This is a genomic window from Photobacterium sp. GSS17, from assembly GCF_028621875.1.
GTDB lineage: Bacteria > Pseudomonadota > Gammaproteobacteria > Enterobacterales > Vibrionaceae > Photobacterium > Photobacterium ganghwense.
Genome location: NZ_CP117517.1, coordinates 1,947,917 through 1,974,097, shown reverse-complemented (window position 1 = coordinate 1,974,097; position 26,181 = coordinate 1,947,917). Strand labels below are relative to the sequence as shown.

At 48.4% G+C, this 26,181-nt stretch carries 18 protein-coding genes; 8 read left to right on the top strand and 10 right to left on the bottom strand.

Annotated elements, in window-relative coordinates; all coding sequences use genetic code 11:
• Positions 1 to 416: 416 nt before the first annotated feature.
• The 4 genes from PGW97_RS08900 to PGW97_RS08885 form a co-directional block, all read right to left on the bottom strand.
• Positions 417 to 1,901, bottom strand: coding sequence for an alanine/glycine:cation symporter family protein (locus PGW97_RS08900; RefSeq protein WP_207103629.1), 1,485 nt, complete (start codon positions 1,899 to 1,901; stop codon positions 417 to 419).
• Positions 1,902 to 2,999: 1,098 nt separating this feature from the next.
• A complete protein-coding gene (locus PGW97_RS08895) occupies positions 3,000 to 4,688 on the bottom strand; it encodes an NAD-dependent malic enzyme (RefSeq protein WP_217391407.1) in 1,689 nt (562 codons plus the stop codon).
• A gap of 465 nt (positions 4,689 to 5,153) precedes the next feature.
• Positions 5,154 to 6,050, bottom strand: coding sequence for a 1,4-dihydroxy-2-naphthoyl-CoA synthase (locus PGW97_RS08890; RefSeq protein ID WP_273857120.1), 897 nt, complete (start codon positions 6,048 to 6,050; stop codon positions 5,154 to 5,156).
• Between the two features lie 213 nt (positions 6,051 to 6,263).
• Complete coding sequence (locus PGW97_RS08885) at positions 6,264 to 7,262, bottom strand: NADP-dependent oxidoreductase (RefSeq protein ID WP_273857119.1); 999 nt, start codon at positions 7,260 to 7,262, stop codon at positions 6,264 to 6,266.
• Positions 7,263 to 7,626: 364 nt separating this feature from the next.
• Here PGW97_RS08885 and PGW97_RS08880 point away from each other — a divergent pair, with 364 nt between their 5' ends.
• The gene (locus tag PGW97_RS08880; protein ID WP_273857118.1) at positions 7,627 to 8,055 is read left to right on the top strand and encodes a MarR family winged helix-turn-helix transcriptional regulator; all 429 of its coding nucleotides are present in this window, start codon (positions 7,627 to 7,629) and stop codon (positions 8,053 to 8,055) included.
• Between the two features lie 25 nt (positions 8,056 to 8,080).
• Positions 8,081 to 10,459 carry a helicase-related protein gene (locus PGW97_RS08875; protein WP_273857117.1) on the top strand — a complete coding sequence of 793 codons (2,379 nt, stop codon included), beginning with the start codon at positions 8,081 to 8,083 and terminating at the stop codon, positions 10,457 to 10,459.
• A 160-nt stretch (positions 10,460 to 10,619) separates the two neighbouring features.
• Here PGW97_RS08875 and PGW97_RS08870 read toward each other — a convergent pair whose 3' ends face one another.
• Both PGW97_RS08870 and PGW97_RS08865 read right to left on the bottom strand, forming a co-directional pair.
• Positions 10,620 to 11,078, bottom strand: a complete 459-nt coding sequence (locus PGW97_RS08870) for a tellurite resistance TerB family protein (protein WP_047885375.1) — start codon at positions 11,076 to 11,078, stop codon at positions 10,620 to 10,622.
• A 416-nt stretch (positions 11,079 to 11,494) separates the two neighbouring features.
• On the bottom strand, positions 11,495 to 12,028 hold the full coding sequence (locus PGW97_RS08865) for an LA_2272 family surface repeat-containing protein (RefSeq protein WP_047885376.1): 534 nt from the start codon (positions 12,026 to 12,028) through the stop codon (positions 11,495 to 11,497).
• Between the two features lie 293 nt (positions 12,029 to 12,321).
• On the opposite strand from PGW97_RS08865, the gene hrpA reads away from it, so the two are divergent.
• Complete coding sequence (gene hrpA / locus PGW97_RS08860; RefSeq protein WP_273859651.1) at positions 12,322 to 16,161, top strand: ATP-dependent RNA helicase HrpA; 3,840 nt, start codon at positions 12,322 to 12,324, stop codon at positions 16,159 to 16,161.
• Positions 16,162 to 16,365: 204 nt separating this feature from the next.
• Here the strand turns inward: hrpA and PGW97_RS08855 are convergent, their stop codons facing one another.
• A complete protein-coding gene (locus tag PGW97_RS08855; protein ID WP_047885377.1) occupies positions 16,366 to 17,670 on the bottom strand; it encodes an inosine/guanosine kinase in 1,305 nt (434 codons plus the stop codon).
• A 228-nt stretch (positions 17,671 to 17,898) separates the two neighbouring features.
• Positions 17,899 to 18,597: a DUF2786 domain-containing protein gene (locus tag PGW97_RS08850; RefSeq protein WP_047885378.1), complete on the bottom strand. Its 699-nt coding sequence runs from the start codon at positions 18,595 to 18,597 to the stop codon at positions 17,899 to 17,901.
• 175 nt (positions 18,598 to 18,772) lie between these two features.
• Between PGW97_RS08850 and PGW97_RS08845 the strand changes: the two genes are divergently transcribed.
• On the top strand, positions 18,773 to 19,744 hold the full coding sequence (locus PGW97_RS08845) for a hypothetical protein (protein ID WP_273857115.1): 972 nt from the start codon (positions 18,773 to 18,775) through the stop codon (positions 19,742 to 19,744).
• Between the two features lie 149 nt (positions 19,745 to 19,893).
• On the opposite strand, the gene PGW97_RS08840 is transcribed toward PGW97_RS08845, so the two are convergent.
• A complete protein-coding gene (locus PGW97_RS08840) occupies positions 19,894 to 20,373 on the bottom strand; it encodes a DUF411 domain-containing protein (RefSeq protein WP_273857114.1) in 480 nt (159 codons plus the stop codon).
• A 277-nt stretch (positions 20,374 to 20,650) separates the two neighbouring features.
• Here PGW97_RS08840 and PGW97_RS08835 point away from each other — a divergent pair, with 277 nt between their 5' ends.
• Entirely contained in the window at positions 20,651 to 20,848 is a 198-nt protein-coding gene (locus PGW97_RS08835) for a hypothetical protein (protein ID WP_273857113.1), read from the top strand.
• Positions 20,849 to 21,471: 623 nt separating this feature from the next.
• Complete coding sequence (locus PGW97_RS08830; protein WP_047885381.1) at positions 21,472 to 21,828, top strand: helix-turn-helix domain-containing protein; 357 nt, start codon at positions 21,472 to 21,474, stop codon at positions 21,826 to 21,828.
• Positions 21,829 to 22,092: 264 nt separating this feature from the next.
• On the opposite strand, the gene PGW97_RS08825 is transcribed toward PGW97_RS08830, so the two are convergent.
• Positions 22,093 to 22,731 (bottom strand): phosphatase PAP2 family protein, encoded by a 639-nt coding sequence (locus PGW97_RS08825; RefSeq protein ID WP_273857112.1) that lies wholly within the window; start codon positions 22,729 to 22,731, stop codon positions 22,093 to 22,095.
• 293 nt (positions 22,732 to 23,024) lie between these two features.
• Here PGW97_RS08825 and PGW97_RS08820 point away from each other — a divergent pair, with 293 nt between their 5' ends.
• Both PGW97_RS08820 and PGW97_RS08815 read left to right on the top strand, forming a co-directional pair.
• Entirely contained in the window at positions 23,025 to 23,993 is a 969-nt protein-coding gene (locus PGW97_RS08820) for a Gfo/Idh/MocA family protein (protein ID WP_273857111.1), read from the top strand.
• A gap of 561 nt (positions 23,994 to 24,554) precedes the next feature.
• Entirely contained in the window at positions 24,555 to 26,111 is a 1,557-nt protein-coding gene (locus tag PGW97_RS08815) for a BCCT family transporter (RefSeq protein ID WP_273857110.1), read from the top strand.
• Positions 26,112 to 26,181: the final 70 nt, after the last annotated feature.

Sequence of the window (26,181 nt, the reverse complement as noted above, 5' to 3'; positions counted from 1 at the left end):
ATCAGATACCCACTTATTCTTCTGGTTGATTGCAAAATTTAGCGTCGAAAATGTAGCTAAATTCGCAAAATGCCTAAAATTTTGGCGATGGGACTATATCGGAGATGATTTGCTGCCGCAATCGGGGAATTGTCCTGACTTGTAAGGACATTTATCCGATAGTGAGTGTGTAGTGAGTACGCTGCGATTTAATCGTGAAAGAACAGAGTCCGGTCAGATTGCTTGAGAGCTTGAGAGCCTGAGAACGGTAGGGTGGAAAAAGAGAAGAGCGTGAGTAAAGGTAATGACTGTCAGAGGAGACAATCCCGGAGAACAGATATCGCAAGCTTGAACAGGCGCTCAAAGTTTCATCGCTGTAGCTCGAATTGGCATAAAAAAGAGCCGGCGTAGTCGCCGGCTCATTAACGATGAATCTATTATTTGGTGCTGGTGACAGGCTCAGAGCCTTCCGGGTGCCATGCGCCATCCAGTTCTTCCAGCTCTGGGAATTTAGAGCGGTCAAACTCAGGCGTTTTGCCTTGCTTCAGCTGGGTTTCGTAGTCTTTGATAACTTTGATCGCCAGTTTAGACAAGAGTACCAGTGCAATGATATTGACCAGAGCCATCATACCCATCGAGGCATCTGCCAGGTTCCATACGACAGGCAGCGAAGCCACTGAGCCGAACATTACCATAGCCAGTACACACAGGCGGAAAATAAACAGGCCTTTCTTCGTGTTACCGTTCAGGAACATCACGTTGGTTTCAGCATAGCTGTAGTTCGCGATGATAGACGTGAAACAGAACAGAATAATTGCTGCCGCCATGAAGTAGGTTGTCCAGTCACCCAGCTCGCTGCTCAGTGCCTGTTGCAGCAGGCTGATACCGGTTGCTGCGTCAGGTTGGTTCATCACGCCACTCAGCATAATCATGGCAGCAGAAGCCGTACAGATAACTAGGGTATCAACAAACACACCCAGCATCTGAACAAAGCCCTGAGAAGCAGGGTGGTTCGGGTTTGGTGTCGCTGACGCTGCAACGTTGGCAGCAGACCCCATACCGGCTTCGTTCGAGAACAGACCACGGGCAATACCGCTCTGCATCGCTTGTGCAACGGTGTAAGCAACACCACCGGCCGCCGCTTCCTGCCAGCCAAATGCGCTTTTCACGATAAGCATCAGAGCTGCTGGCAGTTCAGACAGGTTCATGATGACAATCAGCAGTGCAATTGCCAGATAACCGATGGCCATCACAGGCACAATACGTGCTGATGCCGCCGCTACTTTACGCAGACCACCCATAATAAAGAAGGCAGAGAAAGCAACGATGATCATCCCCATGATTGTCTGGTCGAAACCAAATGAATGGCTCAGCGCATCCGTGATGGTGTTAGCCTGTACGGCATTGAACACCAGACCAAATGCAATGATCAGACAGATTGAGAACAGAGTACCCATCCAGCGTTGACCCAGGCCTTTTTCCATGTAGTAAGCCGGACCACCACGGTACTGACCGTCGATATCTTTGGTTTTGTAGATCTGAGCCAGTGTGGATTCGATAAAGGCAGTCGACATACCAAACAGGGCGATCAGCCACATCCAGAAGATCGCACCAGGGCCACCGGCCGCAAGGGCAACAGCCACACCGGCCATGTTTCCTGTACCTACACGAGCTGCCATTGAAGTGCAGAAAACCTGATAAGAGCTGATACCGTTATCAACGTCTTTACCGCTTTTCAGAACACTGACCGCGTGACCAAATTGACGAATTTGAATGAAGCCCAGACGTAAAGTGAAGTAAACACCTACTGCAACCAGTAAGTAAACAAGGAGTTGGCCCCATAGTAATCCATTAACAGCACCAATAACGCCATTCAATGCGTCATTCAGCGAAGTTAAGAAAGATCCGTTCGTAACACTCATAGTAATTTCCTGTATATAACGCTTAGCAAATCGAACAATTCCCTAAGCAACTGGAACGTCCATTTATGTGACAGTTCATGAATACGATTCTGAATTTATATTTTTTATTGCTTGCGAAATTGAAGCACTGTGCAACTTGGTGAAGTTACATTTATGAAACATAGAATCAGATGTTTCATCTTCAGACGGGACGCTAAGTTAGCATGAAATATCGAGATTTCAGCGTGCTCTAAGTCACATTTTATGAACGGTTTTATGACACAAGTACAATAAAAAATGTTGTTCAGTAATTTATTTTCTTTATATTCATAGAGTTAAAATTGTATAAATGGTTACTGAATGTGATCGTTTAAAACATTGTTCATTATCAAATAATTTTGACTTTTACACCAATTTAACCCAATTTATTAGGTTTTTTAACTTGTTTTGGGGCGGTGTTTGAGATGATTTCTTAACATATGAGAAGGTATTCAATAAGAAAGGGAACAATTAGTGAATAATTCCAGGTTTAAAAATGATTTGGTATGCAGGACTTATTGCAGTGTGAGAATGGTGCTCATAAGGAAAAGATAAACCGCCAGAGTATGGCGGCTAGATGGGTATTCAAAATGACGGTTTCTCAGGCGTTAATGCAGAAGCGGAGAAACGTAGTTCATTGTCACTTGGTATGAGGATGTCGTGTTGTTATCAAGGGATGATGGGCTAATGGGGTCGGTATGGAATTCATGGCCACAGACACAGATGTATTCCCCTGATTCTGAAACCAGGAACTCCTCATCTTGACCGCATTGACTGCAAACGGGCAACTCTTGCATTGCACTCTCCATTTATTGTTTTATTTGCCGTACGTCGTAACCGGCTTAGTTTCAACCAGTAGCATAAAGGCAGACAGGCTAACAGGGTAACAATGAAGCTAGATTCTTAGAGTAAGGGCTAAATTTACCGAATTTGCGGGAAATTGTGTTTGATATTGATTGCAGTATGATATATGGATTAAATTTTCTCAGTAAATTAAGTCACTTATAGTAAAAAAGCCCGCAAAAATGCGGGCTTTGGGAACAACGATTAAGTAATACCTGGCCGAATAATGGCTGGCGATCAGAAAGAGGTACGCTTGTAGCGACGGTATTCTGATTTCCAGAAGTTGTCGTTAATCTTCTCTTTAATTCGCTCGTCGGTATTTTTCGGTGCTTTTCGCTGCTCGACAGCTTTCTTCGCAACAGCAAAGGCAATGTGGCGTGAAACATCCTGAATGTCTTCCAGTGGCGGCAGTAGCGGACCATTGCCGTTAATTGCCAATGGTGAGCACTCAGACAACGCACGGCTACTTTCCATCAGCATTTCATCCGTCACACGACGGGCGCCAACAGCCAGTACACCCAGACCGATACCCGGGAAGATGTAGCTGTTATTACACTGCGCGATAGGGTAGGTCTTACCGTTGAACACAACCGGTTCAAAAGGCGAACCTGTGGCTACCAGTGCTTTACCTTCAGTCCAGCGGATCAGGTCGGCAGGCGTTGCTTCTACGCGGCTGGTCGGGTTAGACAGTGGGAAGATAATTGGGCGCTCACAATGCTGATGCATTTCGCGGATAACTTCTTCACTGAACAGACCTGGTACGCCTGATACACCGATCAGAATCGTCGGGTGGGCATTGCGCATCACATCCAGCAGAGAAATGTTCGTGTCTTCTGTTTCCCACTCGTTAATGCTGGCACGTGGCTGAACCAGTTTCTTCTGGAAGTTAACCAGATTTGGCATATCGTCCAGTAGCAGACCCCAGCGGTCGACCATAAATACCTGGCTACGTGCCTGGGCATCGCTGATACCTTCAGAAACCATTTGCGCAATAATTGCTTCGGCAATACCGCAACCTGCTGAACCAGCACCAAGGAAAGCCACGCGTTGTTCAGACAGTTTGCTGCCTGCCGCTTTACAAGCTGCCAGCAGAGAGCCAACGGTCACAGCTGCGGTGCCCTGAATGTCATCGTTAAAGCAGCATACTTTGTCTTTGTAACGCTCAAGAAGTGGCATTGCGTTTTTCTGAGCGAAATCTTCGAACTGAATCAGAGCGTCAGGCCAACGGCGTTTTACCGCCTGTACGAAATCGTCAACAAACGTATCGTACTCTTTATCGGAGATACGCGTATGACGCCAGCCCATGTACATTGGATCAGATAAACGTTGTGGGTTATTGGTACCCACATCCAGCACCACCGGCAGGGTGTAAGCCGGGCTGATACCACCGCATGCGGTGTACAGAGACAGTTTACCGATTGGAATACCCATGCCACCGATACCCTGATCGCCCAGACCCAGAATACGCTCACCGTCTGTCACAACAATCACTTTCACGTTATGACGAGAAGCGTTGTTCAGCATGTCTTCGATGCGGTCACGGTTAGGGTAAGAGATGAACAGACCGCGGCCACGACGGTAGATATTAGAAAAGTTTTCACAAGCCGCGCCAACTGTCGGGGTGTAGATGATTGGCATCATCTCAGTAATGTGGGTCTCAACCAAACGGTAGAACAGAGTTTCGTTCGTATCCTGGATATTGCGCAGATAGATGTGCTTATCCATGTCATTTTCGAACTTCAGATACTGCTGATAAGCACGCTCTGCCTGTTCTTCGATCGTTTCGATCGCTTCCGGAAGCAGACCTTCCAGGTTAAAGAACATACGTTCTTCAACAGAGAATGCGCTTCCTTTATTAAGGAGGGGAGTTTCTAGTAACGCAGGGCCTGCGTAGGGGATGTAGAGAGGACGTTTATCGTTGTTCATGCAAAACACTCTGTTTCCTAAGGTGAGAGAAAAATGAAAATGACTTTTTTCATTTAGGGCCTAATCGTAGATCTACCGTGCTGATTATTCAAAGGGAATGCGCACATTTTTCGCGAATTTGATCATGTTTTTATGCATCTTTTTACAGGATTTAACACGGTAAAATGAATAATGTTTCATCTTTGTTTGTTTTGTTCTGATTTTGTTTTATATCTGTTTTGTTGTTGTTTTACAAAAATAATTATTCTGTGATCTTTGGGCGGGAAGTGGTGAAGGAAAAGGTCTGGTGTGAGATTAAACTCAATTGTGTGTGATTTATGTTCTTTTTGTTAAAATTTGGTGGATATATTGTTTTTGTTGTGTGTTTTGTATGTTTTGTTCACGTGTCTTTCATCGCAAGAACAGAAAAACATGCCCTGACGAATCCAGGGCATTGAATTTATTGAAATAAAACAATATGGCGAATTAATAATGCCAAGGGAAGCGGCTGAAGTCCTGATCGCGTTTTTCCAAAAAGGCGTCGCGGCCTTCCTGCGCTTCATCGGTCCCATATGCCAATCGTGTGGCTTCGCCGGCGAATAACTGCTGGCCAACTAAACCATCATCAGGCAGGTTGAAGCCGTATTTCAGCATGCGCATTGCTGTCGGTGACTTGCTGTTGATCTCTTTGGCCCAGCGCAGTGCTTCATCTTCTAGCTCAAAGTGATCAACCACTTTATTTACCATGCCCATTTCGTAAGCTTCCTGGGCGCTGTAGTTAAAGCCACAGAAGAAAATCTCTCGGGCACGTTTCTGGCCAATCATTTTTGCCAGGTAAGCAGAGCCGTAGCCGGAGTCAAAAGAGGCAACGTCTGGATCAGTCTGTTTGAAAATGGCATGTTCTTTCGAAGCCAGTGTCAAATCACACACCACATGCAGACTATGGCCCCCACCCACGGCCCAGCCGGGCACGACAGCAATCACTACTTTAGGCATGAAGCGAATCATGCGCTGCACCTCAAGAATGTGCAGCCGTCCCATGCGGGCGACATCTGCCTTACCGGCTTCTTCACCTTCATATTTGTAGCCGTCTTTGCCACGAATACGCTGATCGCCACCCGACGAGAATGACCACTGACCTTTGTGTGACGGACCGTTACCGGTCAGCAATACGCAGCCAACATCAGACCATTGACGGGCGTGATCCAGTGCGGTGAACAGCTCATCGACTGTTTTCGGACGAAATGCATTCAGGCAGTCTGGACGGTTGATGGCGATGCGGACTGTGCCCTGGTTTTTGGCACGGTGATAAGTGATGTCTTCAAACTCAAAACCTGGGACTTCATCCCACAGTTCAGGGTTAAAAATTTCTTTGCGGGTCATGTGACGAGCCTCTTTGGTTAGATGTTTTAAGGCTAGGGAGTCAGGAATAAAAGTCAATGGGTTATGATCAATCACAACAGCAAAAGTAGGGGATTTTCATCTGAATGGACAAAAAAAAGCCCCCGACAGTGCCAACTGCCAGGGGAACATGGTTACTACCAGATAAAAAGAAGAAGCGAGATTTCAAATATCATGTAAAAAGCAGGCGTTTAATTAGATCTTAACCAGCATCTTGCCTTTATTCTTGCCTTCAAACAGACCAATGAAAGCATCAACCGCCTGATCCAGACCGTGGTAGACCGTTTCTTCCGAAGTGACTTTGCCTTCTTTCAGCCACTGGCCCATCTGCTCGACGAACTCACCGTACTGATCCCAGTAATCCATCACAATGTAACCTTGCAAAGTCAGTTTTTTGGTATTGATCAGTAGCAGATTGCTTGGTCCTGGTTGAGGTGTTTCAGCATTGTAGTCAGCAATCATGCCGCACACAGGAATGCGGCCGTAAGGGTTCATCACATTCAATGCCGCTTCGAGATGTGCGCCGCCAACATTTTCGAAGTACACATCAATGCCTTCAGGCGCTGCGTCACGCAGAGCTTGAGTCAGATCATCAACCTTTTTGTAGTTGATGACGGCATCAACGCCCATGGCTTTGACCATGTCCGCTTTTTCATCAGACCCAACAGAACCGATGACTTTACAGCCATGCAGTTTCGCAATCTGGCATACCACACTGCCTACAGCGCCGGATGCAGCGGAAACGAACACGGTGTCTGTTGGTTTAAGCTGGGCAACTTTAAACAGACCGACCCAGCCGGTAAGACCCGGCATGCCAATCACACCCAGAAAATGTTGATCAGGCAGGCCAACCGCTGGCAGCTGAGTCAGATCACTGCCATCACTGATGAATGTTGTACGCCAGCCACTGATGTTGCTGACTTTTGCACCGACTGGGAATTGCGCATTCATCGATTCAATGACTTCACCAATGGCACCGCCTTCCAGCACTTCGTCAATCTGGAATGGGGGGATATAGGAATCCGAAACGATCATGCGGCCCCGCATATAAGGGTCAACGGACATCCAGGTATTTTTAACCAGCACTTCACCTTCCTGCAGAGCAGGCAATGTGACGTCTACCGTTTTAAAGTTCGCTTGGGAAGGCATGCCTGTCGGGCGTGAAGCAAGATGGATTTGTTGGCTGTTCATCATGTTCTTTCTCTCTTTGTTTCTTTTCCCTGTATTGGCTGCGCGTGTTGCGACATCAGGACACAGGGATATTGAAGGCACAATTTTTCAGATTCGATATGTATCAGACTTCATTTCTTGGTTTCCAAATAAGTCACCCACAAACAATTTGTGCGCAAATCATTTGTGGGTAACTTACCCGGGTAGGAAAGAGAGTGCAAGATATTTTGCTCAAAAATAATTTGCTCGCAAACTATTTTGCCGAGGTGAAATTTGCTAACATCGTGACCTTGCTTAAGAAACATTGCATTAATCAACAATGCTTTTGTAAAAACAGCTTTTACAGACCCAGTTAATATCGGCTGGGCGTTCAAAAACGGATGAATACATGGCCCAGAAATTATCTGATAGTGTGTGTTTTGCGCTGTATACCGCGACGAACTCTCTGGTGAGAGCGTTTCGTCCCATTCTGGATGAGTATGATCTGACGTACCCACAGTACATTGTGATGCATTCGCTCTGGTGCCAGAATGACGTAAGTTTGAAAGATCTGTCCAACGATACGCATCTGGATTCGGGCACTCTGACCCCAATTGTTAAGCGTCTGGAATCAAAGGGTTTGCTGACCCGGCGGGTTTCTGAGCTGGATGAGCGAAAAAAAGTGATTTCCTTAACGGCAAAAGGCAGTCAGCTGCAAGATGAGGCGAACGAACTCACGGCTCAACTCGAGTCACGTTCCAGCATGACGGCAGAGAGCATTGAAGCACTCCGTCTGCTGTGCCTTGAGCTGGATGAAAACCTGCGCAAAAGCGATTAACCCTGATTTAACCGGCGTTTACTTCATGTTTGTTTCACTTCCTATTGATGATATCCAATCTGAATTTCTAGCCCGGGTTGAACAACAACACCTGGTTGTCGTCGCTGAAACCGGCTCGGGGAAATCAACCCGTCTGCCGGTATGGGCGGCACGGCGTGGTAAGGTGCTGGTTGTTGAGCCGCGGCGGGTTGCCTGTCGGTCTCTGGCTGAATTTGTTGCCGGTGAGCGACAAGAGCCGATTGGTCAGTCGGTGGGGTACGCGATTCGGTTTGAGAACCGTTTCAGTGAGGCATCAGACATTGTTTTTGTGACTCCCGGTGTCGCCTTGCGCTGGCTAAGTGAAAATCAGCTGGCGCAGTTTGCAACGATCATTATTGATGAGTTCCATGAACGACGCTGGGATACCGATCTTTTGCTGGCGATGCTGAAAGTGCAGAACCGTCACCGGCTTGTGGTGACTTCTGCAACGCTGGACAGTGAGCGTCTGACTGCCTACCTCGGTGGGGTTTGCCTGCGAGCGGAAGGCCGTCAGTTCCAGGTGACAGTGAATCATTTGGCTGAGGATGCGCGTAATATGCCTGATATCCGCCATCTGGAAACGAAAATTCAGCAAACGGTAGTCGCACATTACCGCCAGCACCAGGATATTCTGGTTTTTCTGCCGGGGCGAAAAGAAATTGCCCAATGTCAGTCTGCGTTACGACAGGCACTGGCAGCAGAGCTGGACTGCGGAGAAATGGATGTCATTCCTCTTCATGCGTCGGTTTCAGATGATGAGCGGCACAGGGCGCTGACCATTAGCCACAAACAGCGGGTTATTTTGGCGACCAATGTGGCTGAAACCTCGTTGACCATTCCCGGGGTCACCCTGATCATCGACAGCGGGCTGGAACGTCGGACGCATCAGCGAAATGGTCGTACCGTGCTGGGTTTGCATGCCATTTCCAAAGCTAGTGCGGAGCAGCGTAAAGGCCGGGCAGGGCGAGTGGCAGACGGAACGTGCCTGCGTTTGTACGGCAAAGCGGCACCGCTAGAAGCCATAACACCACCGGAATTGCACCGAGAAGAACTGGTGGAGCCAATGCTGGCGGCAGCCTGTAGCGGGTATGTGCTTGATAAGTTGTCGTTTGTTGATCCGGTGCCGGAAAAACCGATGCTACTGGCCCGGGAAAAACTATTGCAAATGCAGGCCATCAATACGCAGGGGCTGGCAACCGATTACGGAAAAATTCTCTACCCGTTACCCATCGACACGCTTTTTGCCCATTTGATTAGCGCGATGCCGGATAAAGCCAGCCGGGAAGAGATGGTGGATGTGGCCGCCGCTCTGAGTGTGTATCAAAAAGTGTGGCAAATGCCCAATAGCGAAGAAAAGCGAGAGAAACTGTCGCAATGGGAACCGCAGCATTGCGACGCGATGGCGCTGATTAAGCTGCTTCGTCAGGATGTCCCGGACTGGTTGAATATTGATTCTGACGTGCTGACAGAAGCACGTCTGCTGTCGCAGCAGATTCGCGATGCACTGGCTCTGCCAGACCTTGACGTGGCCACCTCGGTAAAGCGTGAAGGGTGGCTGAAAGCGGTGATGAGCACTGCTCCGGAACTGGTGTTTGTTCGCAGGGAGAAAAGGCGACAGGCCCTGGGGAACGGGTACGCGGAAGTGAATATCGGCAGGGATAGCCGATTCGCCGAAACAGCAGAAGCGGCGATTGTTTTTGATCAGTTTGCGTTGCCCGGTAAAGGCGTGAAGCAAAATCTGGTGTTGGCAACCTGTATGGCACCGGTTCCTTTATCCTGGCTGAATGAGCTCGGTTTTGGTGAATCGGCCTTTGGCCGGACGCAAGTGACCGACGATGGTTGTCTGGTTGAGCATCAGCGCATTTATGCCGGCCGCGTTATCGACTCCTGCTGGCAGGCACCACAAGGTGTCTCTGCACGCGGCGCACTGCTAGATATGGTGCTGAACGGTACGCTTCTCGACGGGCTGGCGGAAAAGCTGCAAGCTGATATCCATCAGTGGAACCTGTATCTGGCTTTGGGGCGTTATCAAAGTGAAACCTGTCAGCGGGACAACGCCCCGGTTGAGATCCGTACGTGGTTAAATGAACAGTTGGAAGCGCTTGGGGTAGAATCGGCTGATGATCTGGATTTATTTTCCGGCGATGACTTTCACTTTGAGGGGATTCCGGCATGGGAGCGGGAGGATTTTGACAGCGAATTTCCGCAGTTTGTTAACCTGACCGATCTGAAAATGCATGTTGAATACCATCTGGCTAAAAAGCAGGTGGTGGCGGTTTACCAGTCCGGAAACCGCAAAGCCGATCCGAAACGCTGGGAGCTACCTCGCTGGCAAGGATGGAAAGTTCGCTATCGCAAAGCGAGCAGACTTATCGACATTAAATAACCCAATGAACTGACTGAAAAGATAAAGCGCGGTGACTGGTCGTATATCCAGTCATCGCGCTTTACTGTTTTAGCTGTTAGCTGTTAGCTGTTAGCTGTTAGCTGTTAGCTGTTAGCTGTTAGCTGTTAGCTGTTAGGTGTTAGGTGTTAGGTGTTAGGTGTTAGCTGTCAGTCGCTTCCTGCGCTGATAACTTGGCACGAATAAACGCTGAGTGATCAAGGTAAATCAGTTCTGCGACCTGACGAATGACGGCCTCTTCAATTGGGTCAGCTGTACCGTCGGCATAGGCGACCTGCCACATGGCTTCAATGAGGTCGTAGCGTTGTTCCTGAGAAAGTGACCGCAGGTTCGTGGTGAACTCAAACAGCGACACAGACAGATCGCTCTGCTTTTGAGCTTTTTCTAACAGTGCCCGCGCATTATCCTCACTGATATCCAGTAAATTCACCAGCAAATGCTCTTTTGCCCGGGCTTCTCGGTGATCTTCGACGTGATCAGCACTGGCGACTTCGCACAGCAAACTGGCGATAGCCAAATGCAGAGAGGGGGTGTCAGAAACGCCGCTGGCGTCGCCGTCATTCATGACCTGCTGAAACAGGGTACGCAACTTGTGTAACATGCTTGCCTCTGAACTGCTGAAAATGGATCTGTATTGAGTGTGGCGTCTGATAATCAATTTAGCCACATAAATTATGACTGCCTCTGGCGAGATGAGTTCCTGAAAAGCGTGATGTTTTTCACGTTTTTCTTAGGCGATAAGTTTTCACGTTTAGCTGTTACGAGTAGTTTTTACAAATAGCTTTCAGGGTTTGTTTTCAACATTTAAATAGAGGGCTGTCGATGGGGCATCGAATGGACAGCAGAGCCTGTCAACACAGGTAACGGCATCCGTAAACATGTTGGCGGCAGGCAAGGAAAAGTGCAGGCAGGGATTAATACAGAAAAAATCACGAAATAAACCAACACAATAAACAGCATGAAAAACAGAGAGTCTCAAACTCCCTGTTTTTTCATCGCTAGCGTGTCTTCGGGTTATCAGAAACGGGCGTTAATGATTGGGAATACCGGCAGATCTTTACTGATGAAGGTACCCGATTTGTCGTAGTTGATCAGACCAATCTGAATACCCTGGTTGATGCGGTCAGTGGCGTTGATAAAGCCAAGCTGCAGGCCGTTCAGGCTGCCTGCGTAGTTAAACGCACCAAATTGCAGACCGGTAAACTGGCCGCCAGTGTAGTTAGCAAAACCGAAGTCAGCACCTTTCGCCGTGTTGTCGTTCCAGTTTGCCAGACCAAATTTCACACCTTTCGATGCGCCGGTAACACGTGTTGCACCAAACGCGATACCTACGCTCAAACCTGTGAAATTCTGTGATTCAGCCAAACCCAGAATAGGCAACTGAAGACCGGTCACAGAAGGCGTCTGACCGTAAAGCAGAGAAGCACGGAAACCCTGAACGTTACCATCTGGCAGGTTGTTGCCCGGAACAGACAGCTGAATTGGCTGTGCGGCAAAGGCTGGTGCAGCCATTGCGGCTGCCAGGGTAAAACCTAGTAGCGCTTTTTTCATAACAAAATTACCTTTTGGGTTAAATCAGGACAAAATTTTACTATTGGGATCAAATGAGTGCAATCTGAACAAAATCCTGCTTTCAAATGTTGCCGACAATGTCAATGTTTAGCCGGTATAGGTTATAACGTACCCCCGTTTACCGGTGTTTTCCGTAACCTCGGTGATTTATGGTAGAATTCGCCCAGAACTACCAAGCTGATTTAGCAGGACTTCTTTTGACTCAGTCAACCACTTCTCAGAAAGACGTTTTGAATAACGAAAATACGCTAAAAGCTGCTATCAACGACTGCATGATACGCGACCGTTTCCGGTTGCTGAAACGGGTGCAGGGCGCAGCAAAGATTAAGAACGAACAAGCCCGTCACGCGGTGTTTGACGAAATTGCGATGGATATTGCCAAGTCCATGCAAGTGGCTCAGCTGCGTGCGACGCAACGCCCGACGATTCGCTATCCGGAACAGCTGCCTGTCAGCCAGAAAAAAGACGACATCGCCGAAGCCATTAAGCACAACCAGGTGGTAATTGTCGCCGGTGAAACCGGTTCGGGTAAAACGACCCAGCTGCCGAAAATCTGTATGGAGCTGGGGCTGGGCACCAAGGGGATGATTGGTCACACCCAGCCACGCCGACTGGCTGCCCGTTCGGTTGCGAGCCGTATTGCAGAAGAGCTGGAATGTGAACTGGGCTCTTACGTGGGTTACAAGGTTCGATTCAACGATCAGGTTTCCGACCGCAGCCAGATTAAGCTGATGACGGACGGTATTCTGCTGGCTGAAATTCAGAATGATCGTTTCCTGAACCAGTATGACACCATCATTATCGATGAGGCGCACGAGCGTAGCCTGAATATTGATTTTATCATGGGTTACTTGCGCGAGCTGTTGCCGAAGCGCCCAGACCTAAAAGTCATTATTACCTCTGCGACCATTGATCCGGAACGCTTCTCTAAGCACTTCAACAACGCACCGATTATCGAAGTGTCTGGCCGGACGTATCCGGTGGAAGTGCGTTATCGTCCGATCAGCGAAGAGAGTGAAGATAACGACCGCGATCAGCTGCAAGCCATTTTTGATGCCGTCGATGAACTGTGTGAGGAAGGGCTGGGTGACATCCTGATCTTCATGAATGGTGAACGTGAGATTCGTGATACCGCGGAAGCACTGGAAAAACGTAAGCTGCGGGATACTGAAATTCTGCCGTTGTATGCCCGTTTGTCTGCGGGTGAGCAGAACCGGGTATTCCAGTCGCACACCGGCCGACGTATTGTTCTGTCGACCAACGTGGCTGAAACCTCGCTGACCGTACCGGGTATCCGATACGTGATTGATCCGGGGACAGCCCGAATCAGTCGCTACAGTTACCGTACTAAAGTACAGCGCCTGCCGATTGAACGCATTTCACAGGCGAGTGCCAACCAGCGTAAAGGCCGTTGTGGCCGTGTGGCTGAAGGTATCTGTATCCGCCTGTATTCCGAAGAAGACTTCCTGTCGCGTCCGGAATTTACCGATCCGGAAATTCTGCGTACCAACCTGGCTTCCGTTATCCTTCAGATGACTGCAATCGGGCTGGGGGATATTCAGGCATTTCCGTTTGTTGAAGCGCCGGATAACCGCAATATTCAGGACGGTGTTCGCCTGTTGGAAGAGCTGGGGGCGATCAATGCGCAGGCCAAAGATCCGCGCAAGCGTCTGACCGCAATCGGCCGTCAGCTGGCCCGTTTGCCGATTGACCCGCGTCTGGCCCGAATGGTACTTGAAGCACCGAAGCAGGGAGCGCTGCGTGAGGTGATGATCATTGCGTCGGCACTGTCGATTCAGGATCCACGTGAACGCCCGATGGAAAAACAGCAGGCATCGGATGAGAAGCATCGTCGTTTCTACGACAAAGACTCCGATTTTGTGACCTTCATTAACCTGTGGGACTACGTACAGGAGCAGCAGAAAGCGCTGTCCGGCAACCAGTTCCGCCGCCAGTGTAAGAAAGATTACCTGAACTACTTGCGGGTTCGTGAGTGGCAGGACATCTACTTCCAGGTACATCAGGTTGTCCGCGAGCTGGACCTGAAGATGAACTCACAGGAAGCCAGTTATGACGGTATTCATACTGCATTACTGTCCGGGATGCTGTCTCATATTGGTCTGAAAGATCAGGAAAAGAACGAGTATCAGGGAGCGCGTAACGCACGCTTTAACATTTTCCCGGGCTCCGGCATTTTCAAGAAACAGCCGAAATGGGTCATGGTCGCGGAGCTGGTTGAAACCTCAAAGTTATGGGGCCGCATTGCCGCCAAGATTCAGCCTGAATGGGTAGAGCCGCTGGCCGAGCACTTGCTCAAACGCAGCTACAGTGAACCTCACTGGGAGAAAAAACCGGCTTCGGTATCCGCTTTTGAGAAGGTGACCCTGTACGGTATTCCCATCATCGCCAAGCGTAAGGTGAACTACGGTCGGATTGATCCTGTGTTGTCCCGTGAGCTGTTTATCCGCTCGGCACTGGTCGAAGGTGACTGGGAAACGAAGCACAAGTTCTATCAGCAGAACCGCAAATTGTTGCTGGAAGTGGAAGAGCTGGAGCATAAATCCCGTCGCCGTGACATTCTGATCGACGATGATGCGATGTTCGAGTTTTATGACCAGCGCATTGACCACACTGTGGTTTCCGGTCGTCACTTTGACACCTGGTGGAAAAAGGCATCGAAAGACAATCCTGAACTGCTGAACTTTGAACGTGAAATGCTGTTCAAGAGCGATGCCAGCCATGTAACGGATCTGGACTACCCGAACTTCTGGCATCAGGGGAACCTCAAGCTTAAGTTGAGTTACCAGTTTGAACCGGGTGAAGATAGTGACGGTGTCACGGTTCACGTCCCGCTGCCGATTCTGAACCAAGTGGAAATGGAAGGTTTCGACTGGCAGATCCCGGGTCTGCGTCAGGAGCTGGTGGTGGCTCTGATTAAGTCTTTACCCAAACCGGTGCGCCGCAATTTTGTGCCGGCACCAAACTATGCCGATGCTTTCCTGGCCCGTGTTGATGCAATGGCAATGCCGCTGCTGGATGCGCTGGAGAAAGAGCTTAAACGCATGACTGGCGTGACGGTTTTGCGTGAAGACTGGAATCTTGAACAGGTGCCGGATCACCTTAAGATCACTTTCCGTGTGGTGGATCATCGCAACCGCAAGCTGCGTGAAAGCAAGGATCTTTACAGCCTGAAAGATGGCCTGAAAGAGAAAGTGCAGGAAACGCTGTCTAAAGTGGCGGATGACGACATCGAGCAGGAAGGTCTGCACACCTGGAGTTTTGGCAAACTGCCTGAGTGTTATCAACAGAAACGTGGCGGCTTTGAAGTAAAAGCCTACCCGGCGCTGGTGGATAACAAAGATTCCGTCGGAATCAAACTGTTTGAGACAGAAGAAGAGCAGCGCACAGCCATGCAACAGGGTCAGCGTCGTTTGATTCTGCTCAATGTGCCGTCGCCGATCAAATATCTGCACGACAACCTGCCGAACAAATCAAAACTTGGCTTGTACTTTAACCCGTATGGTCGGGTGTTGGATCTGATCGACGATTGTATCGCCTGTGGGATCGACAAGCTGATTGAAGAGAAAGGCGGCCTGGTATGGGAGCCGGAAGCGTTTGAAGCACTGAAAGAGCATGTCCGCGCTGAGCTGGGTGATACCGTCGTAGAGATTGCCAAGCAGGTGGAATCTATCCTGACAACGGCATTCAACATCAACAAGCGTCTGAAAGGGCGGGTTGATTTGACCATGGCGTTTGCGTTGTCTGATATTAAAGCGCAGATTGAAGGGCTGATCTTCAAAGGCTTTGCTACGGAATGTGGCTGGAAGCGTCTGCCGGATATTCTGCGTTACATGAAGGCGATTGAGCGTCGGATGGAAAAGCTGCCGATTGACCCGAACAAAGACCGCATGCATATCATGAAGATTGAATCGGTTGTGTCGGACTACAAAGAGCTGCTGAACAAGATTCCGAAAGGTCAGCCTGTTCCGGAGAAAGTGAAAGAGATCCGCTGGATGATTGAAGAGCTGCGTGTCAGCTTCTTTGCGCAGCAGCTGGGGACGCCATATCCGGTATCAGATAAGCGAGTGCGTAACGCCATTAACGAATGTTAATCGCCAACGCGTGCTAACAGATGAAAAACCGGAGCCATGCTCCGGTTTTTTGTGCCTCAATATCAAAAGCACCAACCAAAATGGCATGTTTTCGTTTGTGATTTCGTTTGTGTTTTCGCTTTGGCGATGGAATCTCTCATAAAAAAACGGAGCTTATTAGCTCCGTTAGTCAGTCCGTAAGTCAGGTTGTAAAACGAATCGGGATTAACGCTCCCAGTATGCTTCTTCCAGACAGTCTTCACGCTCAGGTAAACCGCGAGACAGGCGCGGCGCATGTTGCGTCAGCACTTCATAGCTGACACGGTTAGAGTACTGACAGATTTGAGAAAAAGAGGAATATGTCAGGAACTCAGCCACATGTTTACCGGAATTCGGTACATTGACTTTGTGATAGCGGTTGGCAGACATGTCGTGCAGCAGCGCAGATAGCGCGGCATCACCGGCACCGTTGGTGTTTTTGATCTCAACCGGGCCACCCAGGTAAGGTGCGATGTGCGAGTATACGCGAATTGGATTTTCACACGTTTCACGTTTCATTGGACGGCTGAATTCGTACTTGTTGAAATCAGCAATGCGGCCAGGCAGGATAGGCAGCGTTGATTCACGCTTCAGGGCATCCTCGGTATAACCGGCCATGTAAAGGCCAACCGGACCAGCTGTACACAGAACCAGATCAACCCACTCCAGCGCTTTGTCCGCAGCCAATAGGGGATCTTTCTCGCCAGTCAGGGCTTCAGCTTCTTCTTCGTTCATCGCCACACAAGTGACGTGCTCTTTCAGAAACTCAATCCACCAGTCTTGTTTGCCTTCGATGACGTATTTTGTGCCCAGCGTCAGCACAACAGGCACATCGTACTTCTTGGCGTATTCAATGGCTTTCAGCGCAGAGTCTTTCATTGGATCTGTCGGCTTGCCGCGAACCAGATAAGATGAAAGCACCAGGGCTGATGCATTTTCGAATGCACTTTCCGGCACAAATTCCGGACGAAGCTGGTTCATTTCACCTTCATTGATCGCAAAGGTACGTTCACCGTCTTCAGTGATCAGGGTGTAGCAACGACCGATAGGTCCATTAACCGGTTGTAGGTAATCCAGATCCATACGACTGGAGGTATTGCACAGGTAGCGGTAAGCGTAAGAACCAATTTTTAGATCCTGGCTCATAACACCCAGCAGAATTGACTTGTCGTCAGCCAGAACAGAGTAGTTGTGCAGCGTGTTACCAATGGTATCACCCGGGTACTCGTGGCTGATCAGATTACGTTCTTTCAGCTCTTCGTACAGTAATTCGGCTTTGTCTTCGGCAAGAACCAGAGAGTGACCTTTACTCAGGTTATGGCGAGCCAGAAAGGCATCATCAACTCGAGCTTCGATATCAACAATGGTTTGGCCAACCCCCACAAGGTGGGTTCGTGATAGCGGATTTTCTTGCTGGATTTGAGCTACTAATGGATCGCGGGCATTGACAGGGAAGTAATGCTTTGACTTACGCTGACCAGGGAATTTCATGTATGGGGCTATCAGTTAGAGAAAATTTTGTTTCATTCTATCATAAAAATGCGATTCACATCCCATATTGTGATGTGTTGATGACAGCGAACGTTCTTTTGCTCACTTTTTGCTCGGGCGAAAGCCGGCTTATGCATCCACATTTCTATAACTGCCTAGTTTGCAAACAAAAAAACAGCCGTAAAAACGGCTGTTTAATTGAAAGCGAAGGCGTAATTTACCCCAGCTTTACTGAGAAAGCAACTTAGGTTCGAAGGCTTTGGTACCGGAAACAGGACGATTCACTGAAATGGAGCGGCCTTTCTTCATGCCTTTTTCATAATCGTCGGTTAAACCTTTCATCGCTTCCTGTAACTGCTGTTTGAAGGTTTCCCGATCCAGATTTTCGAACTCTTTATCGATGAAGTTAGTCATGCGTGAATCGTGATCATCATCGGTGTTGAGCTCCGGTAATTTCTCCAACGCTCCTTCAATCCAGCCAGCCAGGAAAGAGGAAACACGGCGGTTCACCTCGGCGCTGCTGGTTCCCGAACCCTGAAAACTGTTACGGAACTGACCGGTTTGCTGATTCATTTCACGGTAAACCACATCAAAGGCAAAAGCGGCAAAAATGGCACGCTCGGCCAGACCGATAAACTCGGCCTGCTTTAAGCCCTTGTGGTTGGTCAGGACGCATTCCACACCAAAGCGGCGGTTAATACCGCGAATGATTTTCAGAATGGTCTGGCTGATATCTGCCGGGAGCAGGGTGGCCGTCTTGGTTTTACCCATCTGGATGAATTCGATATCGTCCTTGTCCAGCCCGTATTTCAGCATCAGACGATGAGCCATTTTGATAGCTTGAGCGGCTTCGTTGACATTGGCAGAGTTACCCAGCTCTAGGCATTTCGCAATTTTTTTCAGCGCCTTTCGCTTCTGTTCTGACATTCGATATCACCCTGATTGAAAAAAGGCCGATATTTTAACGTGAAGCTGGCATCAGCACAATTATCCTCACTCAAAACAGCGTCTGGAATGGTAAAAGAAGAGGGAAAATCAAAGCACTGCAACTTATCGTGAGTTGGGTATAATGAAAGACACGTTTTCGGAATCAGTGTAAATCATGACGTTATCTTATCAAGCGATTGATATCCCCTTCGAATATCGCCATACCTGCTGGTTTTGCGGCGAGCCGTACTATGAGTCGTTCGCCTTCATGCCTTCGCCGAACTATGACAATCAGGCGAGCCCGGTTCTGGTCCCCAGTTGTGAAGAGTGTTACGGGTTTTGTCGGACGATTAAGGTGAGTGGCCTTGATTTGTTGCGGGACAAGGTAAAAGAACAATTACATAAAAAATACCAAAAACACCTGCAAATCGGGGTGAACTGGACAAAAGAAGAGCTTGAAGCGAGTGAGTTTGAGGGTAAAGCCTTGGAAGGTTTTCGGGAAAGTGCCTGGAAGATGTTCGAAATTGCCAAAGGGCGTGTGAATTATCAGGGCTGGCCGCTGGCGATTGATGGTCAGCCTCTTGAGCCTCTGCATGGACGGTTCCATGTCCAGTTTGATGGTATTACTTATACCAGCCTGAATCAGGCTATTGTTCAGTTGGCCAAGGCGTACGATATACCACAACCGTATCTTGAAGCGGTTGTGGAGGTGGTCGGTCGGGATCGCCTTGCGTATGCGATTCGATTTGCCAAAACCACCTATGGTTATTCCACCGCGGAAAGGGAAGCCAGTATCGCCAGCCTGAAGGCGCTGCTGGCTGAAGAAGAAGCGCTGGCTCAACCAGTGGCGAATGCCGAAGGTATACAGGTCGCGGTAGGGGAAATCAAAGAACTGATCCTGCATCGCACGTTGATTCCGGCACATGCGACGCAATGGATTCTGGAGAAAGGGATAACATCTCTGGCGCAGCTGGCTGAACATGAAGACACGTTTTTTGAGCACTTTAATCAGGATTCAGAACTTACGGCGTTTACCTATTTTACCGCAATGCAGATTTATCTGGAGCAACGTGAGATTGACCCGTTATGGGCCGATGAGCAGGATCCGAATCGGGCGCTATTCGAGCGACTGCAGCAAAATAAATAGCTTTTCTCGCGCTAACGTTATCCCGGAATTGCCATACATCGACCTATAAAAACAGGCGCCAGAGCGCCTGTTTTGTCATCGTCCGTTGCTGATCATCATGTAGCAATGAACGGGGTCTTTAATCGCGGTCTTAAACCACTGTTTTTCACTTACTGTACCCGGTTATGGCTGGCCCAAACCTGGGTATTGCCATCTTTATCGAAGGCAAGTACATCGTAAGCATCTTTTTGATCCCCATACTCCATGCCCGGTGAGCCCATCGGCATTCCTCCGACAGCAAGACCAATGAAGTTAGCCGGCTTTTCTTTCAGGAAGCGTTGAATATCTTCTGCTGGCACATGGCCTTCAAACGTGTACCCCTCAATGACTGCGGTATGACACGATGCATACTCTGGACGAATCCCTTTATCAATTTTTATCGGGGTCAGGTTCTCTTCAAAAACGACATCCAGTTTGAAGCCGTTGTCTGCCATGTGCTTCACCCAGTCTTTACAGCACCCGCAATACGGGGACTGATAGTTAGTGCCGGTAATGGGCGTTTCGGTAGCGTTAAGCTCAGTGGCGGAAACAGAGGGGGCAGTCCATGCGAACTGAGTCAGCGCAAGAAAAAGCATAAAACGGAATTTCATAGTCATTATCCTGTTATCGATATTCGTGCTCAGCCGGTCTATCAAAATACGCCATGTATCGGCTGTTCAGCCGGCTGAATGGTAAAAGGGTTGGCTGCTTAAAGAACTATTAAATTAGCAGCGAGCGGAGTTAACCGCCGATTTTGTCACAGATGATGAGAATGAAACCGTAGCAGGAGGCCGAAAAATCTGGCGGCTAAAAGAGGTCGGTGAACCGGCAATGGCCGTCAGCAAAGAAGATGTTTGATTTTCCAGCAAGGGCAAGGTGGATACCAGAATGGCAAGCATTGCCGTGCTGCCGACATGGCATTGTCCCGAAAGGCATTTTTCGGAGATGCAACCCTTCGAAAGGCAGTGGTCGGTAGCATTGATCGTGGAAAAACCCGCCACTTCAGGGCTTAGAGCAAAGTTACCAGATGTACTGCCGCAACAGGGGTCTGAAGGCGTAGACGTCTGGTATGAAGGATCTGATTGATTGGAGGGCTCATGTAAGGTAACGGGCATGGCTGTGGCACTACGTTCGCCCTGACAGCAATCCATGCTAACAGCAGAATACAGATATGTGTTATTCGCCACACTGCGGGATAGGCCCGGTAGCGAAGTTAGTAACATCAGTATGGTAATACCAAGAGCTATCGCTCTCTGAAGGAAGCCTCTTTGAATAAAGACACTGTTCAGGGAGTGACTTTGAAGGAAAGCCTTTCGGAAATAGGCTACTGGGAGACGGCCAAGATGGACATTGCCTTCTCGAAAGCATGCTCGCTGACTGCTCATCATTTACCCACTATATCCCATTGCTTAAACCTCACTCCATAACCACAAGTATTTTGTGTTTATGGTTTTGTGATTATAGCGATCGCTGTTGAGGTCACTCAACAAAAATATGACGAAACGTACCTGGTTTCTTGAAACTGAAATCTTCTAAGTAATTGTCTGAATGATAAGGCAGTTTCGAATGATAGTCTTTACTACGCTTGTAAGCCTTGTGTGATATAGATTCGATTGACATTAACACTGACTTTTTTCTGACAAACTATCGTGTTCTATACGCTTAAATAAGTGCAATTAAAAAGTACAAACGCTAGGACATTTTTGGGGATGCAATATACAGAACAAGACCGTCAGGTACTTCATGACACATGGATGAGTTATAAGGCGAAGATGCGTGTCACACAGATCGAGATGGCAAAAAAGCTGGGTGTCAGCCAATTGATCTTTTCTGACATTCTACGTGGCCGCGAGCCGCTGGAACCTCGTTTTGTTAATCAGTTTTGTAGTTATATCGGGGTTGACCCGATGTTGACTTTGCCGTCACTGAGAAATCAGATTGGCAACAGCATGCCGAACTCCGTGACGCTGACCAACACATTCATCGTTGATGGTGATATTAAAAGTGTGCGTTACAACGGAAATCAGGTTGTGGTTGAGTACGTTCACAGCGTTGATCTCCACTGATAGCCTTGCCTGTTTGCGATCTTGTTTATCTTTGGATGTTAGATGTTGTTAACATCAGATATTGATAAGCATCGTATCCGCATTAACTGAAGCGCACAAAAAAGCCCTCATTGATGAGGGCTTTTTTGATCCACGGGTTTCATCCTGGGTTGCCCATGTCGTGGCCCTTGTGTCGGTAAACCGTACTGAACGGGGCGAATGGTATTCAGATGTTTGCCTACGATTCAGATGTGAGCCATTACAGGGTTAAGCCAATATATTCGGTTAATTTTTCTCATCATCGACTGGCCATTCAGGCACACACAGATACAAAATGGCTGCGCAGAACAGGGCCGCCATTAAATCTGTCGGCCAGTGCATGCCCAGCCAGACCCGGCTGATCCCAACACCTACACCCCATGTGATGACACCTGCAGCAGGCAGATAGTGTCTGCGACGCAGGAAAAATCCACCCCAGAATGTCACACATGCAGCCGCAAAAATGGTGTGGCCGGACGGAAAGGAGTAGTTGGTTTCTGATTTCCAGTGATCCGTCCGCCAGTGGCTGACACGATTACTGGCTTCTTTAATGGCTGTCTGCTGTTGAGATTCATCCATCTGATAAAAAATGTCCGGAGACTCAACAATACCGAGTGCCTGAAGTTGATAGGTGTAAGGGCGTGGGATCTCGGTAATATGCTTGATGGCTGTTTTGGCAATCATGCACAGCACCAGGAAAAGGGTAAATTGGATGCCAATTTTTATGATGTGTTGCTTGGGCATTTTCAATATTACCGGCGCTGACATCAGAATGACTACCGTCACGGCAAATCCCGGATTACCGGCAGAGTCAGTAATAAGGGTAAAAAACAACCCGATGGTATTATTGACTGAACCGGTCAGTGTTGCCTGAGAATAAAACATCAGCACGCCAGACAATAACGTTGCGAAAAGAATAAGGGCAATGTAGCCAGGTATTTTCCGGCTGAAAAAATTACGTGGAGACATGATTATAAAGTCGCGAAAAAATAAGACATAAAGTGTAGCAAAGGACTCTTAAGATAAAGTAAAGATTACGTCATTTAACATGCAATCCCAATGAGATAGGTTATCTCTTACTCAGGTGTTGGTGCCGTGTTACCGCTATGCTGGTAGAGTGCAGGTGCGCTGTTGGCGTAGAGTTGGCAGCCTGATAAAAAATTGTTTAAGGATAAATCATGAAAATTGCGCTTATTGGCCTGGGTGATATCGCGGTAAAAGCACATTTACCGGTGTTGAGCCAAATCAGTGAGGTGGAGTGGGTGCTATGCACCCGAAACGCAGGGACGTTAAAGCAACTCGCGGCAAGATTTCGGATCTCAGAATATTATACCGATTACCGTGATCTGATTCGTTGCGGTATCGATGCAGTCATGATTCACAGTGCTACTTCCTCGCATTTCGAGCTGGCTTCGTATTTTTTGAAACAAGGAATGCCAGTGTTTGTCGACAAGCCATTGGCGGATAATTTTGCCGATTGTGAAGCGTTACATGATCTTGCGGAATCACAGCAACAGCCACTGTTTATGGGATTCAACCGCCGCTACATCCCTTTGTATTGTCAGGAATTGCCAGGGTATGCACTACCGGGAACGGCTGTCTGTCATGCCGAAGCTTCGTCGCTCCGTGCGCTTCGTTGGGAAAAACATCGCTATAACCTGACAGGCGAGCCGCGTACTTTCATTTATGACGATTTCATTCACCCGCTCGACAGTGTTAACTTGCATGCCGATTTGAAAGCTGATGACCTGATGGTAACCACCCAGTTTGATGTGAATCAGGCAGGAGCATCATCGATGCGTCTTGCTCGGGTTGATGTTCAGTGGCAGCGAAATAACACCCTGTTTCAGGCCAGTATGAATCGCCAGCATGGCATGACTTGTGAACATATTAGTGCCGATTATCAGAACATGAGTTTTCGGTTTGAATCATTTACCGAAGGGCGTTGTTGGAGGGAAGGAGCAGAGCGGACGGTTCGGCAGCCTGACTGGACGCCGATGCTGGCATCGAAAGGTTTTGAAGCAATGGCGCACCACTGGCTTACCGTGGCAGAGCAGGGTAAACAGCCATTGGCTATCACGCAGCGAAATCTTCACTCTCACTGGCTGGCCGAACAGGTTTTACATAAAGTGCAGCCTAGCCTTTAATGACAAAAGTGCCAACGTATAACCCACCTCCTCACACTTGGCTGATTCGCAGCTATCAATTTTCCCGGCCATTGGCCGGTTTTTTTGTTTCTGCACTTTCCTGTTTCTGCACTTTCTGTTTCTGTGCTTTCTGTTCCTGGGCTTATTGCTCCAGTAATTTTTGTATCAGTTTTTGTATCTGAACGTTTTGCTACTTCGTGCCTCTTCTTCTTTTTGAACAGAAGCAAAATGAAACAGCGCAGATAGCCTGATATTTGCGGAAACAGATCAGCTTAAAACGAGTGGTTTTAAGGCTGTGTAAATCATCGAAAAGGCTATGAACACTAAATATATTTTGCTGGAATTTTATTCTCTTAAAATTATGTTGTTTGAGTTCAAAATATTTTATGGGGTTGGGTGGTGTTATAGTAACTTACTAAATTACTTGGTTATTTTTGTTCTATAGCTTGATTTGTTGGTGTGATCTAAGCGCTAAATAAAAGAATATTAAGAAATATTTCACTGGAAAGTACTGTTTTGAGCTGTTAAGGTGCCGCCCCTCACACAAACCGTGAGAGTAATATGCACTTCAATACCCCTAAAGGTAGCGATAAAAATGTTTTAGTTCTAACGATTGGTTTCTTGGGGCTGTTTCTTGTTTTTTCGCTGTACGATCTCGCCCTCGTCAGTCGATTGATTGAGGCATCTTTTACATCTGCAACTGAAATCTTCGGCCCATTGTGGCAATGGTTAATGGTTATCAACTTTGGTCTGGCAGTGCTTATCGCCGTCAGTCGATTTGGTAAACTCCGGATGGGAACAGCGGCGAAACCGGATATCGGCACATTTCGCTGGCTGGCCATGATTATGTGTACCTTGCTGGCCGGTGGTGGTGTCTTTTGGTCGGCGGCTGAACCTATCTACCACTTCATGACTGCGCCTCCGACGTTTGACGGTGTGGATGCACTCTCATCGTCTGCTGTTGATGCAGCTCTCAGTCAGAGCTTTTTACATTGGGGATTCCTTGCCTGGGCGGCTCTGGGAACGCTTGCCACCATTGTGCTGATGCATGCTCATCATCAGGGAGGGCTGAAGCTCAGACCTCGTGCGCTGTTGTATCCTCTGGTTGGCGATAAACTGGAAAATCACTGGCTGGGTTCTGTGATCGATGCCTGCTCAATTGTCGCGGTGGCTGCCGGAACAATAGGGCCGATTGGTTTTCTGGCCTCACAACTCGGTTACAGCCTCCAGGAAGTCGTGGGACTGGCAAACGATACTTCGACCCAATTGAGTATTCTGGCCGTCGTGGTTGCGATTTATTCGATCTCGGCCTTCACCGGAATGGATAAGGGTTTGCAATGGTTAAGCCGCTTTAATGTGGTAGGCGCTTTTGCATTGCTGGCACTGATGCTGAGCCTGGGTCCGACCGACTTTATTCTGGCGCATTTTGGCAGTGGTTTTGCTACCTACCTGCAAAACTTCACCACATTAAGCACAAACATCAGCTCTCCTGGCTGGAACCAATGGTGGACGTGGTTCTTCTGGGGGTGGTTTATTGGCTTTGCGCCGATGATGGCGATTTTTATCGCCCGGATTTCTGAAGGGCGAACTGTGCGTGAACTGGTGATGACCGTTGCGATCATTGCCCCTGTCGTGACCAACTTCTGGTTTACCGTTTTGGGCGGCACCGGTATCAGTATTGAACTCAGTTCCCCGGGCAGCATTTCCGGTCCGTTGACGGAATCGGGTCTACCGGCGGTATTGTTGGCAACACTGGCACAATTGCCGTTTAGTGACTGGATTATTCCTGCATTTCTTGTGTTAACGACCACTTTTGTTGTCACAACCGGAGATTCCATGGCTTACTCGATTGCCATGGTGGTATCCGGCGACAGCCAGCCATCAAAAGCGCAGCGACTGTTTTGGGCGGTCACAATGGGCGTAATAGCGGCGGTGTTGCTTCTGGCAGGCGATGGCGGGCTCAATGCCTTACAATCATTTATCGTCATTACAGCCGTACCTGTTTCTTTGTTGGTGGCCGTCAGTCTGATCACCGGTCCCTTAACCTTGCTCGCGATGCAGGAGACAGATCGCCAGTCGCCAAAGCAATCAGTCCAGATTGTCTCATCGGTACGCTAAATCAGTATTAGCGGTATCACCGGCAACACGTTTTGATCGAGCCGACACTGAATGTGTCGGCTTTTTTATT